Origin of the sequence: Cellulosimicrobium sp. Marseille-Q4280, from assembly GCF_943181405.1 — a bacterium.
In the GTDB taxonomy this organism is placed as follows: Bacteria; Actinomycetota; Actinomycetes; order Actinomycetales; family Cellulomonadaceae; genus Cellulosimicrobium.
On sequence record NZ_CALPBY010000001.1, the window covers coordinates 54,479 to 69,095 of the forward strand.

Here is a 14,617-nt window from a genome sequence, read left to right on the forward strand (position 1 = left end):
GGCGCGAGGTCGACCAGGCACGTCGTGGAGCTGACCGGCTGACGGGTCGTAGGGTGGGCGCCGTGCCGACCGCCGCCGACCTCGCCGCCGCCGTCGGGCAGCGGCTCGAGCAGACGCCCTACCGGATCGTCGACCCGCGCCCGGACGGGTTCACGATGCAGCTCGACCTCGCCGACGCGCGCTGGTGGGGCGTGCTGTCCCGCAGCGGTCTGCGGGAGACGTACGACTTCGTCGTCCGGGTCGAGCCGGACGGGCCGGGCTACTCGATCCTCGAACGCCGGACGCAGGTCGAGTGGGTCGTCGGCGCGCACGGCCCGCAGCCACGGCTCGGAGGGGTGCTCTCGGCGTCCCGGTTCGACGGGACGAGCTGGACGTACTCGGCGAAGATCCGGGTCGGGCTCGACGACGAGGGGCGGCTGCGCGCCGTCGTCGCCTACGCGTTCTCGCCGGTCCACGGCCGCCGCATCATCCGGGAGGCGGCGAGCTCGCTCGGGCTGCGCCTGCGGATGACCGGGCGGTCGAAGGTCGCCCTCGGGGCGGCGATCCTCGGCGGTGTGGTGGCGGTCCTCGGCGTCGTCGTCGCGATCGTGGCGTCCGGCGCCGCCTGACGCGCACGCCGTCCCGGCGGACGACCGCCGAGCCCGCGGGACCCGCGGAGGCGAGCCGGGCGCGACGACCGCAACCGAGGCCGATCAGTTCTCGTCGGTCCCCGCGTCTACCGTCCATGAACGCCGACCCGCCGCGCAGAGCGGCCGGGCCAGCAGGACCGACGACGCGGAGGCTGACATGAGCGAGCGCACCACCCACACCCTGGACGTGCCCGGTGCCGTCCTCACCTACGACGTGATCGAGCCCGGCACCCCGGGCGACCAGCCGCCGCTCGTCGTCATGGGCTCGCCGATGGGGGCCTCCGGCTTCACGCAGCTCGCCGAGCTGTTCGGCGACCGCACCGTCGTCCTCTACGACCCGCGCGGAGCCGAGCGCAGCACGCTCGCGCCCGGCGGCGAGGTGACCATGCCGCTGCACGCGGACGACCTGCACCGGATCGTCGAGGCGCTCGGCATCGGCCCGGTCGACGTCTTCGGGTCGAGCGGCGGCGGGATCGTCGGCCTGTCCTGGATCGAGCAGCACCCGGAGGACCTGCGCACCTTCGTCGCGCACGAGCCGCCGCTCACGGCCGTGCTCGAGGACCGCGAGGTCGCCGACGCGGCGGAGCTCGACATCGTGGCCACCTACCACCGGGACGGGTACGGGCCGGCGATGGCGAAGTTCATCGCCCTCATCAGCCATGTCGGCCCGCTGCCGGCCGACTACCTCGACCGCCCCGCGCCCGACCCCGCCATGTTCGGGATGCCGACCGAGGACGACGGCTCCCGCGACGACGTGCTGCTGTACGGCAACCTCGCGGCCCAGCCGCTGTACGCGCCGGACGTCGAGGCCCTGCGGTCGTCCGGGGTGCGGATCGTCCCCGCGGTCAGCGCGGACGGCGAGGGCACGCTCGCCTGGCGCGGCGGGGTCGCCGTCGCCGGGGCGCTCGGCGTCGAGGCCGTGACGTTCCCCGGCGACCACGGCGGCTTCATGGTCAGCGAGTGGTCGCCGGACAACGACCCCGCGGCGTTCGCGAAGACCCTGCGCGAGGTGCTCGCGGGCTGACCCGCGCGTCGAGATCGGCAGTGCGGCGTGAGACCGGTCCTCCAGAGGGCCGGTCTCACGTCATTCTGCCGATCTCGCGTCCTTCTGCCGATCTCACGTCCTTCTGCCGATCTCACGTCTCGCTGTCGATCTCAGGGCTCCGTCGTCCCGTAGACGGGGCGCGAGAAGGCGAGGACGATCCCCAGCCCCTGGCGCGCGGCGAGGAGCGAGCGGTCGTCGGGGTGGTCCAGGAGGTGGCGCAGCACGAGCGCGACCGCCTCGGCGTCGACGAGGTCGACGGCGCCCAGGTCTGGTGCGGCACCCGGCGCGCGCGCCCGCAGGAGGTCCTCGCCCTCGGCCAGGACGATGCGGGCCCCGTCGTGCAGGTCCACGGCCACGGACGGACGGCGCTCGCCCGGCACGACCCGCACGTCGGCGACGTCGTCCCAGCGCACGACGACGCGCGTCGTCTCCGTGCGACCCGTCGGCAGCTCGACCCCGTCGGGTCGCAGGACGACCGACCCGCGCAGCGGGGCGCGCACGTACAGACCGAGACCGCACGCGAACCCGAGCGCCGCCAGGGCGGCCACGAACCCGGCGAACCCCTCCTCGGCACGCAGCGCCAGCACGGACAGCACCACGCACCCGCCGAGCAGGGCGACGAGGATCAGCAGCACCGCGAGGAAGTCCACGAAGGGCGAGAGGCGCTCGCGGCCGCGCACTCCGCGGCGCACGCGAGTCCAGACCATCGCGCGCCGGTGCACGGGCACGGGTCGAGCGGTGCGGGTCACGGGACCAGTGTCCCGGATCCGTGGACCGCGTCGGCCCGGGTCGGCCGACGGCGACGTCCCGGGTCGGCGGTGGACGACCTCCCGCCTCAGCGGATGCGGACGCCTGCCTCGCGGAGCGCGTCGAGCATCGCGTCGAGGCCGAACGCGTCGACGGGACCCAGCGCGCCGGTACCCCGGACGCCGTCCTCGGCCGCCCGCAGAGCACCCCACGCGAGGAACCGGGCGGTGAGGTCGTAGGGGTCCGGCCCGTCGAGGCGGACGCGCCGCAGCAGCGCGCCGTCGGCGTCGCGGGCGTCGGCGACCACGTGGCTCCGCGACCGCGCGCGTCTCGCGGCGTCGGGGCCGCCGGACGAGCCGGTCGACCTGGCTTCGAGCACGCGGCGCACCCGGGGGCCGAGGCCGGGGACCCGGAGCGCGCCGGTGAGGACCGCCGTCGCCGCGGGCACGAGCCGCAGCGAGGGGGTCCTCGCGCCGATCACGACGTCGACGTCGCGCAGACCGGGCGCGAGCGCCGGCAGGGTGAACGGCTCGGTGCCGCCCGCCGAGACGCCCCGGACCCGCCGTCCGTGCCCGAGCTCGAAGGTCACGACCCGCGCGCCGACCCGCTCCGCGCGCAGGCGCCCGCCGCGGAAGGCGTACGACGGCTCGAGCACGACCCGCGCCGCGCTCGCCCGGGTGCCACCGCTGATGCCGCCCCCGCCGCTGCCGAAGTAGCCGATGCTCAGCCGCGTCGTGGCGTCACCCGCCTCGCGGAGCGCGAGGGCGCCTGCGACGTTGCCGGGCACCCAGTCGTGGCCGAACGCCGTGAGGAGCGCCGTGCCCGCCGCGTGGGCACGCGGGCCGTATCGCTCGACGACGTCGCGGATGAACGCGGGCTCGCCGGTCGAGTCGAGATAGACCGCGCCGGTGTCGATCGCAGCCTCGATCGCCGGGCCGCCGTGCCGCACGAAGGGACCCACCATCGACACGAGCACGTCGCCGTGCTCGACGAGCGCGCGCACCGTGGCCGGGTCGTCGACGTCGGCGATCGCCGTCTCGAGCCGCGGACCGGTCACGCTCGTCAGGTCGTCGACGAGCGACGCCAGCCTGTCGCGCGACCGCCCGGCGAGCAAGGGGCGCGCCCCGAGACGCACGAGCTCGTGCGCGACGAGCGTTCCGGTGTATCCCGTGGCGCCGAGCAGGACGATCCGCTGCATCCGGTGAGCGTACGAGCGCGACGGCGTCCTCGCGCGCTCCCAGCCGCCTGCGGAGGTGGCATCGCTCCCACATGCTGAGCGCTCTGTCGATCGACAGGGGACTTTTGCGCGTTGGCGACAAAACTTCCGTACACCTGTTGACACCGCTGTCTAGGTGGGGTGTGATGAATCTCAGTTGCCCCTGGAATCCACCGGGGGATCCGGACGTCGGGCCCAGGGGAAGCCGGGCGTCCGGACCGACCGCCGGCCCGCACGCATCGCGGCGTGCACCGGCACGGCCCTCGCTGGCCCTGGACCTCCTCGCGGCTCGGGTACCTGCCCACCGCGCGGTGCGCCCCGCCCGTCCGACAACCTGATCACGCCTCCGACGTACCTCCAGCGCGGGAACGACCCCGCGTCCTCAGTCGTGCCCTCGCGGCACGGGCCCCGGCCCGCGACCGCTCGATCGAAAGACGTGGCACCGAACGCCGCGGCGCGCCGACGCGCCGGGTCGACTCGGCATGCCTCCGTCCGGAAGGAGAACCATGTCCGCACCGACGACAGACGGTGAGTCCCCCACGAAGCCGCTGTCCCGACGCTCCCTGCTCGTCGGGGCCGGCGTCGTCGCCGCGAGCCCCGCGGCGGCGCTCGTGCTCGGCTCGGGAGGCAGCGTCGTCGCGGCCGCGCCCGCGGCCGCCGCAGGCTCGACCGCCGCGGCACCCGTCGCCGCCGCGGCGAGCGGCACCCGCAAGATCACGATGTACGCGGAGCGCATCGACGACCGGACCGTCGGCTACGGGCTCGAGCCGGGGAAGGCCACGGTGCCCGGCCCGATCCTCGAGATGTGGGAGGGCGAGACGCTCGAGATCACGCTGGTCAACACCACCGACCAGCGGCTGTCGATCCACCCCCACGGCGTGAACTACGACGTCAACAGCGACGGGAGCCCCTTCAACGACTCGTTCAACGAGCCGGGGGAGACCCGCACGTACGTCTGGTCGACCGTGCCGATGCGCCGCGACCGCGGCATCTGGATGCCCGGGAGCGCCGGCTACTGGCACTACCACGACCACGCGTGGGGCGAGCACGGGACGCCGGGCATCGCCGCCGGGCTGTACGGCGCGCTCGTCGTGCGCCGGGTCGGGGACGTGCTGCCCGAGAAGCAGTTCACCGTCGTGTTCAACGACATGCTCATCAACAACAAGGCCGCTCCGGACACGCCGATGTTCGAGGCGAACCTCGGGGAGCGCGTCGAGTTCATCTGCATCGGGCACGGCAACACGTTCCACACGTTCCACCTGCACGCGCACCGCTGGGCGAACAACCGCACCGGTCTGCTGTCCGGGCGTGAGGACGTGACCCAGGTCGTGGACAACCGCGACCTCAACCCCGGCGACGCGTTCGGGTTCCAGGTCGTCGCCGGGCTGGGGGTCGGGGCCGGCGCGTGGATGTACCACTGCCACGTCCAGTTCCACGCCGACGGCGGGATGGCCGGCATCTTCCTCGTCCGCAACGCCGACGGCAGCATGCCGACCGGTGCCCAGGAGTCCATCGACCGCTTCCAGGCGCACGGCGGGCACGCGGCGTCGGGCACGTCCAGCGGGACGACGGCGACCACGGAGCCCGGGGCGGACGCCGCCCCCACGGACCACGGCGTGGCGGGCCTGCCGCCGCTGGCGGTGCACACCGACCACTGACCCGGTTCCCGCACCACCAGGAGCCGTACCACCAGCCGTTCCACCCCGGCGCCCGGTCCCGTCCGGGTGCACCGCACCGATGACGAAGGAGTTGGAGAGTGCTATCCAGACGTGCAACGTCCCCCACCACGAGAGGGCGCTCCCGACCGGGAGCGCTCCGCTCGGTCGCCGTGGGTCTGACGAGCGTCGCGCTCGTCGCGAGCGCGGCCGTGATCCCGGCGTCCGCCCAGTCCGGCCTGACCACGGGCACCACCCCGACGGCGGCGCAGCCCGCCGCCGTGAAGACCGCGACGAACGCAGCGCCCGTGCGCGTGCTCGTCTTCCACGGCGCCCCGGACGCGCAGGACGACCCGGTCGTCGACGCGACGCAGGCCCTCTCGCAGCTCGGGTCCGCGAACGGGTTCGAGGTCGAGGCGTCGTCCGACCCGGCGGTCTTCACCGAGGCCGCGCTGAGCGACTACCGCGGCGTCGTCATGCTGTCGGCCGAGGGCATCGAGCTGAGCGCCGCCCAGGAGGCGGCGCTCCAGGCCTACGTGAACGGCGGCGGCGGGTTCCTCGGCGTGCGTGACGCGGCGCGCGCCCAGGAGGCGTCGCAGTGGTTCACGGGCCTCGTCGGCGCGCGCATCGCCGGCGCCCAGCCCGACGCCGCGGACGTCGCCGAGGTCACCGCGACCGCGGAGAACCCGCCGAACGAGGACGCACCGAACCTCGTCGACGGCGACCCCGGCACGAAGTGGCTCGCGTTCGAGCCCACCGCGACGATCACCCTGCGGCTCGAGGAGCCGCTCGAGCTCGCGCGCTACACGCTCATCTCGGCCAACGACTCCGCGGGTCGCGACCCGCAGAACTGGACGCTGCAGGGCTCGACGGACGGCGAGACGTGGGTCGACGTCGACGAGCGCAGCGACGAGGACTTCCCGCAGCGCTTCCAGCCGCGCGACTTCGACGTCGAGAGCGACACCGCCTACGGGTGGTACCGGCTCGACATCACGCAGAACGCGGGCGAGGGGCTGACGCAGCTCGCCGAGATCTCGCTGTTCGACGACGAGTCGGTGAACCAGCCGGCGCCCGAGATCCCGGTCGAGACGCGCACGGTCGACCTCATCGACCGGCAGCACCCCGCGACCGCGGAGCTGCCGCTCACGTGGGAGCGCGACGACAAGTGGCTCGACTGGGCCGACAGCCCGGCCGGCGAGGTGCACACGGTCGCGCAGGTCGAGCCGGGCCCCGACGCCGGGCCGACGACGAACCCCTTCCACCCGGTGTCCTGGTGCCGCGACTACGACGGCGGCCGCTCCTTCTACACCGGCATGGGGGGCACGCCGGAGAGCTGGGCGGACGAGTCGTTCCGGCAGCACCTGCTCGGCGCGCTGCAGTGGACGACGGGCGTCGTGCGCGGCGACTGCCAGGCCACGATCGCGTCGAACTACACGACCGAGCGCCTCTCGGCCCCGAACACCGCGGGCCAGCTCGACCAGAACGGTGAGCCGCACGGCCTGACGATCGCGCCCGACGGCACGGTCTTCTACATCGGCCGCGGCGCGTGCCCGACCGGTCCGATCCCGTCGTGGTCCAACCCCGACGTGGGCCTGGGCTGCGGCACGATCCACCAGTGGGACCCGGAGACGGGTGAGGTCGACCTGCTGACGACGCTCGAGGTCATGGGCAACCGCGGCAGCGGCGACGAGCTGGTGAAGAACGAGGAGGGCCTGCTCGGCATCACGCCGGACCCGAACTTCGCCGAGAACCACCACCTCTACGTCTTCTGGATGCCGCACGAGTCGATCGACACCGAGCGCCGCGTCGGCATGCGGACCGTCTCGCGGTTCACGTACGACCCCGCGGGGCCGAGCATCGACCAGAGCACGCGCGTCGACCTGCTCGAGTGGGAGACGCAGATCCACAGCTGCTGCCACGCGGGCGGCGGCATGGCGTTCGACGACGACGGGAACCTCTACATCGGCTCGGGCGACAACAACTCGTCCGGCGGCTCGAACGGCTACTCCGGCAACAACTGGACGCAGGAGTACGCCGGGATCAGCTTCCAGGACGCGCGCCGCACGTCGGGCAACACGAACGACCTCAACGGCAAGATCCTGCGGATCCACCCCGAGGCCGACGGCACGTACACCATCCCAGACGACAACCTCTTCCCGGTGGGCGAGTACCCCGCCGACAAGACGCGCCCCGAGATCTACGTCATGGGCGTGCGCAACATCTCGCGCCTGCAGATCGACCCCGATACCGACTGGCTGACCGCCGCGTGGGTGGGGCCGGACGCCGGCATGCCGGACCCCGAGCTCGGCCCGGCCAAGTACGAGACGGCGACGATCATCACGTCCGCCGGCAACCAGGGCTGGCCGTACTGCATGGGCAACCGCCAGCCGTACCGTGACCGGAGCAACGAGGACGCGAGCGTCCTCACCGGCTGGTACGACTGCGACAACCCGAAGAACACGTCGCCGCGCAACACCGGTCTGGTCGACATCCCGCCGGTGCGCGACAACATGATCTGGTACTCGCCGAGCGGCGGCGGCCCGGTCTTCCCGATCGGCGAGGACGGCATCCCGTCCTACGAGGACGACGAGGCCACCTACACGATCCCGTGGCTCCGCGGTGGCGGCCAGGCCGTCATGTCCGGCCCGACGTACCGCACGTCGCAGGTCGACCCCGAGTCGGACGTCGCCTGGCCGTCGTACTGGGAGGGCAAGTGGTTCCTCGGTGACCAGTCGAACTCGAACAACCGCACCGCGGTGACGGTCGACCCGGACGCCGTGGAGTCGCAGGGCGCCCCGGCGTTCATGGAGGACCTGCGCCAGATCCTCCCGGGCGGTCGTGGTGACGACCTGGTGCAGAGCTGGATGGACGCGAAGTTCGGTCCCGACGGCGCGCTGTACCTGCTCGACTACGCGGGCGGCTTCTTCAGCCTCGACCCGAACCAGAAGCTCGTGCGCGTCACGTACGACGGCGGGGCACCCACCCCGCTGCCGACCGCCACCGCGGCGAGCATCCAGGGCGACCCGCTGACGGTGGCCTTCACGGGCGCCCGCTCCGGCGGCGTGTCCTACCAGTGGGACTTCGGCGACGGCTCGACGTCGACCAAGGCGAACCCGCGGCACACCTACCCGCGGGTGGGCGAGTACGAGGCGACGCTGACCGTCACGTACGCCGACGGCACCACGGAGACGGTCACGGCCGACGCGAGCACGACGTGCACGCTGCCGGACGACCGCGAGACCGTCTTCTTCGGCGAGTTCGACTCCGGCGTCGCCAACGACGACCTGGGCGGCTGCACCATCGCCGACCTGTTCCAGGACGAGAAGGAGTGGGACACGCACCAGAAGTTCCTGCGCCACGTGAAGGCCGTCGCGAAGAGCCTCTTCGACGACAGCCGCATCACGGGCTCGGAGCGCAACGCTCTGGTGAACGCGGCCGCGCGGTCGCAGATCGGCGTCGACCCGGGCGGGTACCGGACGATCTTCGACGGCACCCAGGAGTCGCTGTTCGACTGGAAGCAGGCGCCTGGCGGCAGGTTCGTGCTGCAGCCCGACGGGTCGCTCCGCTCGGAAGGCGGCCTGGGGATGCTCTGGTACGCGGCCGAGGAGCTCGGGGACTTCTCCGTGAAGCTCCTGTACCGCGACATCTCGGAGGGGAACACCTTCGCGAACAGCGGTGTCTTCACCCGGTTCCCGAACCCTGACGCCCCCGGCGACGTCGAGTGCGCCGAGGGTCAGTCCCCGGCGTGGGTCGCGATCTCGTGCGGTCACGAGATCCAGATCTACGACGGCACGACGGGCGAGCCGCAGAAGACCGGCTCGGTCTACAACTTCGACCCGGTCGGTCTCGACACCCCGGGGCTGAAGCCGAAGGGCGAGTGGAACGAGTACGAGATCCGGGTGGTCGGCCAGCAGTACACGATCATCCGCAACGGCGAGGTCATCAACGAGTTCGAGAACTCGCCCGGCCAGGAGTCGTCGCGCGCGGGCGACCCGCCGACCGACCTGCGTCAGTTCGAGCGCGGGTTCATCGGGCTGCAGAACCACGGGAACGCGGACCTCATCGAGTTCCGTGACGTCCGGGTGGCCGACCTGTAGCACCCACCGGGCCGCCCGCGCGGCGCAGCGGCTTCCCGGGGCGCCGCCCCGGGGTTCTTCCGTACGACCGACCTGAACCACCGCACATCGACGAGGAGTGCACCCCCATGGAACGACACAGCGCGAGAGCGCGCGGCACCCAGCGGCTCGTAGCCGCCGTGGTCGCCGGCCTCACCGCCGCGACGGTCATCTCCGTCGCCCCGGCGACGGCGAGCCCCCTGCCGGCGGCCCTGCCGTCGGTCACCCAGCCGGCGGACGCCGAGGCCACCCAGGCCGTCGTCGCCGCCGAGCAGGTGCTGACCTGGACCGGCGACAACAGCGTCAGCGACTACAAGACCTTCCCCGCCACGGCGACCGCCGGTCCCGCGACGATCGTGTTCGAGAACAGCATCGCGACCGGCAGCACGTTCGGCATGAGCCACACGCTGACGTTCGACACCTCGACGCCGGGCTACAACCACGACGTCGACCTCAACATCCTCGCGAGCCCGTTCGACGCGAACGGAGGCCTGCACGAGGCCGAGGTCGTGCTCACCGAGGGCACGTACCGCTACTTCTGCGCGATCCCCGGTCACGGCGAGATGTGGGGCGAGCTCGTCGTCACGGGTGACGGTGGGGGCGGCGACGACACGACCGCGCCCTCGGTCACCGCGCAGGTGACGGGCGAGCAGGACGGCGACGGCGCGTACGTCGGCGGCGCGACGGTCACGCTCGCCGCGACCGACGACGACTCCGGCGTCGCGGGCGTCGAGTACGACCTCGACGGCGCGGGCTGGCAGGCCTACGACGAGCCGTTCGTCGTCGACGCGGTCGGGGCGCACACGCTCCAGTTCCGCGCGACGGACGCCGCGGGCAACACGTCCGAGGCGCAGACGGCGGAGTTCACCGTCGTCGAGGGCGAGGAGCCGGTCGAGGACACGACCGCCCCGGTCGTCGAGCCGATGGTCATGGGCGAGCAGGACGAGGACGGCGCGTACGTCGGCTCGGCCGCCTTCATGCTCCACGCCACCGACGAGGAGGGCGGCTCGGGCGTCGCGTCGATCGAGTACGCGGTCGACGGCACCTGGCTGCCGTACACGACGACCGTGCAGTTCACCGAGCCCGGCGAGTACGCGGTGCAGTACCGCGCGACGGACGAGGCGGGCAACGTCTCGGAGGTCGGCACGTCGACGTTCACCGTCGTCGCGGACGGCGGAGGCGAGGACACCACGGCCCCGACCGTGACGGCCGAGGTCACGGGCGACCTGGACGACAACGGCGCGTTCGTCGGGTCGGCGACCGCGACGCTCACCGCGACCGACGACGCGTCCGGCGTCGAGACCGTCGAGTACGACCTCGACGGCGCGGGCTGGACCGAGTACACCGAGCCGGTCGTCGTCGACGAGCCCGGCGAGCACACGCTCGTCTACCGGGCGACCGACGTCGCGGGCAACGTCTCCGAGGAGACGGTCACGGAGTTCACCGTCGTCGCCGAGGGCGGCGGCGAGGACACCACCGCGCCGACGGTCGCCACCGAGCTCAGCGGCACGCAGGACGACGACGGCGCCTACGTGGGCTCCGCGTCCGTCATGATCACCGCCACCGACGACGGGGGCGTCGCGTCCGTCGAGTACGACCTCGACGGCGCAGGCTGGGCCCCGTACACCGAGGCCGTCGTGGTCGACGAGCCCGGTCAGCACACGCTCGCCTACCGCGCGACCGACGAGGCGGGCAACGTCTCCGAGGCCGGCACGGTGACCTTCGTGGTCGTGGCGGGCGACGGGAGCGACACGGTGGCGCCCGAGGTCGACCACCGCGTCTACGGCCAGCAGAACGATGCCGGCGAGTACGTCGGTCCCGCGTTCGTCCGACTGCGCGGGACCGACGCCGGCTCCGGCGTCGCGTCGATCGAGTACCAGGTCGACGGCGGCGAGTGGACCCCGTACGCGAAGCAGATCTCGCTGCGCGCCCCGGGCGAGCACGTGGTCACCTACCGCGCGACGGACGTCGCGGGCAACGTGTCCGCGCCGGTGAGCGTCACCGTCGTCATCGAGGGCGGAGAGCCCGGCGGCGAGGGGCCCGAGGTCACCGCGGGCATCGGCGGCAGCCGCAACCGCGACGGCGCGTTCGTCGGTCGTGCGACCGTGACGCTCACCGCCGTGGACGAGGAGTCGGGCGTCGACCGCACCGAGTTCCAGGTCGACGGCGGCACGTGGCAGCGCTACGCCGCACCGTTCGTCGTCGCGGCGGACGGCGAGCACGTCGTGCGCTACCGGGCGGTCAACGGCGCCGGCGAGACGTCGCAGACGGGCGAGGTGACCTTCACGGTCGTCCAGCTGCTGCGCGACCGCTGCCCCGGCTCGGACGTGCGGCCGACCGTCGTCATCGACGGCAACGACAGCACCGTCGGGAACTTCGACGACGGCGAGGGCTGCACCGTCAACGACCACATCGCCGAGGACGACGAGTACCCGACGCACCGCGAGTTCGTCCGCCACGTCCGCGAGGTCACCCGTGACCTCGTCGACGAGGGCGTGCTCATCGGCGCCGAGCGGCAGCTGATCATCGCTGCGGCAGAGCTGTCGGACATCGGTCGCTGAGGCGCTGAGGCGCTGACGCGTCGAGGGCTGAGGTCCTGAGGCGCTGACGCGACACGGCACGGAACGGCGGGCCGCGCCCCCTCGGGGGCGCGGCCCGCTGCTGCGTGGTCGCGGACCGGTGCGTCGTGCGCGGCGAGGCCGCGCTCGTGCGCCGAACACGACCTGAAGGTCGTCAAGAGCTCGATAACGACCGTGAGGTCGTGGTCGACGGCGCGTGGTGTCGTTCTCGACCACGGTCGCGGGTGAATTCTCATGACCGCGGCGACGATCTCGCCCGGCGCACGTGACGTCGTCGGGCACGTGCGGTACGAACGGGTCATGCCGCGTGCGTACCCGCCCGAGCCGACGTTCCCCGACGACGGCGGGGCCGAGCGTGCCGTGTGGGAGGCGCTCGTCGACCAGCTGCCCGACGACGCTGTCGTCGTCCACGGGCTGCACCTCCAGGAGGAGGAGCACGAGTACGAGATCGACGTGCTCGTCGTCTGGCCCGGGGTCGGGCTGGCAGCGGTCGAGGTGAAGGGCGGGCACGTCGACCGGGTCGACGGCGCCTGGTACCAGGGCAGCGGAGAGCGGCGCCATCGGATCGACCCGCTGCGCCAGGTGCAGGGCGCGCGGCACGCGCTGCAGGCGCTCCTGGGTCGTCGGGACCTCTGGGCGGGGGAGGCGCGCACCGCGCACCTCGTGGCCCTGCCGCACCGGTACGTGCCGGCCGACTGGTCCGCGCTCGACCTGCCGCGCGACATGCTCGTCGACCGCGGCGACCTGGAGCGGCCGTTCGGTGTGGCGGAGCGCGTCAAGCACGCGATCGAGCGCCACGGTCAGGGGCACGCGCCGCTCGCGCCCGACGACGTCCCCGACCTCGTCGAGTCGCTCGCCGGTGGCTTCCCGAGCCAGGCGGAACATCTCGCGCTCGCGGCGCAGCACGAGACGCGGCTCGAGCAGATGACGCGCGACCAGTCGCGCACGCTCGACGCGCTCTCGGGCGTGCGTCGGATGCGCGTCGTGGGCGGCGCGGGGTCCGGCAAGACATGGCTCGCCCTCGAGCAGGCACGGCGTCGGGCGCGATCGGGGGAGCGCGTAGCGCTCCTGTGCTACTCGCGCGGCCTCGGCCGGTACTTCGAGCGGGTCGTCGAGCAGTGGCCGGCGCGTGACCGGCCCGCCTACGTCGGCCTGTTCCACGACCTGCCGCTCGCCTGGGGTGCGGAGCCCGGCGCCGACGACGACCCGGACTACTGGGAGCGGCGGCTGCCGCTCGCGCTCGGGGAGCTCGCGGACGGGCGCGGGCCGGGCGAGCTGTTCGACGCGGTCGTGGTCGACGAGGCGCAGGACTTCGGCGACCTGTGGTGGCCGTCGCTGCTCCGCTGCCTGCGCGACCAGGACGGCGGCGGGCTGTACGTCTTCATGGACGACGCGCAGCGCGTCTTCCCCCGCGAGGGTCGTGTCCCGCTCGAGCTCGTGCCCGTGACGCTGCACGAGAACCTGCGCTCGACGAAGCAGATCGCCCAGGTGTTCGGGGCGCTCTCGCCGGAGCGCATCACGCCGCGCGGGATGGAGGGGCCGCCCGTCCGGGTCGTCGACGTGCCCGCGACCGACGCCGTCGGCGCCGCCGATGACGCCGTGGAGGCCCTGCTCGACGAAGGCTGGGAGATCGGACAGGTCGCGCTGCTCGCGACCGGGCGCCGGCATCCGCAGCAGGTGAACGAGGTCCAGGCCGGCGGTCATGCTGCCTACTGGGACGCGTTCTTCGCCGAGGACGACGTGTTCTACGGGCACGTGCTCGGGTTCAAGGGCCTTGAGCGGCCGGTCGTCGTGCTGGCGGTCAACGGCGTGCGGGACGAGTCGAGGGCGCGCGAGATGCTCTACACCGGGCTCTCGCGCGCGAGGTCGCTGCTCGTCGTCGTGGGCGACCGGTCCTGGATCGAGCGCGTCGGCGGCGAGGCGGTGCGGCGTCGGCTCGAGCGGGCGGACGGGTGGGTCCCGGGCTGACCCGGTGAACGGCTCCGTGGACGGCCCGGCGGACGGCGGGTGGGACCGCCGTGGAAGGGTGGTGGCATGACGACCGTCGCCCAGCTCCGCAAGGCCGCGCTCACGCTGCCCGAGACCGTCGAGAAGCCGCACTTCGGGATGGTCGCGTTCCGGGTCCACGACAGGGGGTTCGTGTCGGTGACGACGGACGACGTCGTCCAGCTCCACCTCTCGGCCGACGACGTCGAGCGGCTGCTCGCCGAGCACCCCGGTGCGTCGCGGCTGACCCGGGGCGATTCCCTGCTCGGGGCTCGCGTACCGCTCGCCGAGGTGGACGGGCAGCAGCTCAACCACTGGGTACGCCGAGCGTGGCTGCACCGGGCGCCGAAACGCCTCGCGGCGACGGTCGCGGCGGGGGACGCGGCCAAGCCGGGGCAGGTCGGGGACCTTCCCGCGTCCATCGGTGGCCCGGCCACGCGCGCGCTCGCAGGCGCGGGTCTCACGTCGCTGTCCGACGTCGCGCGGCTGAGCGACGCGGAGCTGCTGGCTCTGCACGGGGTCGGGCCCAAGGCGGTGCGGCTGCTGCGCGAGGCGCTCGCGGGAGTCTGACGTGGATCTTGACGGCGATGACCATGGCGACCCTCCGCCCCAGAAGCCTCAAGAATTTGGCACCGTTGCCAAGTT

Annotated in this window: 9 protein-coding genes; 7 read left to right on the forward strand and 2 right to left on the reverse strand. The window is 73.1% G+C overall.

Annotated features, from left to right (window positions below):
• The first annotated feature begins 62 nt into the window (after positions 1-62).
• A complete protein-coding gene (locus NFS20_RS00235; RefSeq protein ID WP_251149753.1) occupies positions 63-608 on the forward strand; it encodes a hypothetical protein in 546 nt (181 codons plus the stop codon).
• 178 nt (positions 609-786) lie between these two features.
• A complete protein-coding gene (locus tag NFS20_RS00240) occupies positions 787-1,653 on the forward strand; it encodes an alpha/beta fold hydrolase (protein ID WP_251149754.1) in 867 nt (288 codons plus the stop codon).
• A gap of 131 nt (positions 1,654-1,784) precedes the next feature.
• Here the strand turns inward: NFS20_RS00240 and NFS20_RS00245 are convergent, their stop codons facing one another.
• Both NFS20_RS00245 and NFS20_RS00250 read right to left on the reverse strand, forming a co-directional pair.
• The gene (locus NFS20_RS00245; protein ID WP_251149755.1) at positions 1,785-2,423 is read right to left on the reverse strand and encodes a hypothetical protein; all 639 of its coding nucleotides are present in this window, start codon (positions 2,421-2,423) and stop codon (positions 1,785-1,787) included.
• Positions 2,424-2,509: 86 nt separating this feature from the next.
• Positions 2,510-3,619 carry a saccharopine dehydrogenase family protein gene (locus NFS20_RS00250; protein ID WP_251149756.1) on the reverse strand — a complete coding sequence of 370 codons (1,110 nt, stop codon included), beginning with the start codon at positions 3,617-3,619 and terminating at the stop codon, positions 2,510-2,512.
• Positions 3,620-4,143: 524 nt separating this feature from the next.
• Here NFS20_RS00250 and NFS20_RS00255 point away from each other — a divergent pair.
• The 5 genes from NFS20_RS00255 to NFS20_RS00275 all read left to right on the forward strand — a co-directional run bounded on the left by NFS20_RS00255 (position 4,144) and on the right by NFS20_RS00275 (position 14,542).
• Positions 4,144-5,295 carry a multicopper oxidase domain-containing protein gene (locus NFS20_RS00255; protein ID WP_251149757.1) on the forward strand — a complete coding sequence of 384 codons (1,152 nt, stop codon included), beginning with the start codon at positions 4,144-4,146 and terminating at the stop codon, positions 5,293-5,295.
• A gap of 170 nt (positions 5,296-5,465) precedes the next feature.
• A complete protein-coding gene (locus NFS20_RS00260; RefSeq protein WP_285821084.1) occupies positions 5,466-9,389 on the forward strand; it encodes a ThuA domain-containing protein in 3,924 nt (1,307 codons plus the stop codon).
• 107 nt (positions 9,390-9,496) lie between these two features.
• On the forward strand, positions 9,497-11,968 hold the full coding sequence (locus NFS20_RS00265) for an OmpL47-type beta-barrel domain-containing protein (RefSeq protein ID WP_251149758.1): 2,472 nt from the start codon (positions 9,497-9,499) through the stop codon (positions 11,966-11,968).
• 252 nt (positions 11,969-12,220) lie between these two features.
• Positions 12,221-13,954, forward strand: coding sequence for a nuclease-related domain-containing DEAD/DEAH box helicase (locus NFS20_RS00270; protein WP_251149759.1), 1,734 nt, complete (start codon positions 12,221-12,223; stop codon positions 13,952-13,954).
• 66 nt (positions 13,955-14,020) lie between these two features.
• Entirely contained in the window at positions 14,021-14,542 is a 522-nt protein-coding gene (locus tag NFS20_RS00275; protein WP_251149760.1) for an MmcQ/YjbR family DNA-binding protein, read from the forward strand.
• The last annotated feature ends 75 nt before the right edge of the window (positions 14,543-14,617 follow it).